The following is a 1,125-nucleotide window of genomic DNA, read 5'->3' on the forward strand; positions in this document are numbered from 1 at the left end:
CTCACCTAAATGAGCAACATGAAGAGGAACGAAAAAATCAGGTTCTTCAGAAAACTCTTCTCCACCCCAAATGTACCAACCTGTTGTATCTCCTTCAGGAGAGTGTCTTAGTCCATTAATAGGAATAACCCCTTGCTTGACGTTACGAGAAATCCCAACTTTCATATCTTCGGGAGATGATACAAAGTCGGCATTAAATTCATTACAGACCAATCTTTGAATTTTTGTAATTTCAGTCATTAAAAATCATGCACCTTTTTCTGCGCTTTAAACACATGGGGTTAGGTCTTGCTTTTGTCACTACCTCACCCATGCCAGCAAGCGGTTCTTTCCATTGAGCAGCTTAGCCAGTCTTGAAAACAAAATCCAAGCCACCACAGCTAGAAAAAACAAAGCCCCGCGAGTGCGAGGCTTTGGATTTAAATCTCTGATCAACCTAATGAAGCTAAAAGTTCATCATATTTAGATAGTACAGATCTAAAATCATTAGGATTTACAATTTTATCTAGTTTCTCTTTTATCACAGGGATATCCTCTTCTCGGATTCCCTCTGCTAATAAGTTTAAAATAGCGCACCTATCTCGATAATCTCTGGAGTCAGAATAGCAAACTAATAGGTTCCCAATTGAGTATGTTGGATCAAGTTTATATAACGCATAGTGAATACTTAAAACAGTTCCACTCTTAAGCTGCTTATCTTTTAACTTATTAATCAAAAGTTTAATAACTTTTTCATTTTTAGAATTTAGCTCAGCTAGACTAATTACACATGAATCAACGACATAATGGCTTGGGTCATCTAATAATTCGCAAATCTTTTCTAAATTATCAAGTAAATCAAATTCAGCGAGAAATTCTATACAATCAGAGCGAATAAGTTCATCGCTATCTAATAATCCTCTGTTAAAAATATTTTTAATTTCTTCGGTATACTCAAAGCATGCCAATTTAGAAAATGATCTTTGTCTTATTTCACTATCATCAGATAATACACCTTTTTTAAGCTTATCAAATGATTGTGGGGTTTCATCACTAATAACTACTATATCATCCATATAAACGTTCAGCATATTAGTCATATCATTTTACTCCAGAGCTCATAGTGTCAGGTCTTTCTTTTGCCAC

The 1,125-nt window shown here is 34.8% G+C and carries 2 protein-coding genes; both read right to left on the bottom strand.

The window, feature by feature from the left end; all coding sequences use genetic code 11:
* Positions 1 to 240, bottom strand: a 240-nt coding sequence (locus CWC28_RS21075; RefSeq protein ID WP_138625733.1) for an immunity protein Imm33 domain-containing protein, incomplete at its 3' end; no start/stop codon positions are given.
* Positions 241 to 431: 191 nt separating this feature from the next.
* Positions 432 to 1,079: a HEAT repeat domain-containing protein gene (locus tag CWC28_RS21080; protein WP_105174943.1), complete on the bottom strand. Its 648-nt coding sequence runs from the start codon at positions 1,077 to 1,079 to the stop codon at positions 432 to 434.
* Positions 1,080 to 1,125: the final 46 nt, after the last annotated feature.

Origin of the sequence: Pseudoalteromonas sp. S4492 (assembly GCF_005886115.1) — a bacterium.
Lineage (GTDB): Bacteria > Pseudomonadota > Gammaproteobacteria > Enterobacterales > Alteromonadaceae > Pseudoalteromonas > Pseudoalteromonas gelatinilytica.

Bases quoted from the DNA above. Each gene is read 5' to 3' on its own strand.
- CWC28_RS21080 (WP_105174943.1), bottom strand. From the start codon at position 1,079: ATGACTAATATGCTGAACGTTTATATGGATGATATAGTAGTTATTAGT.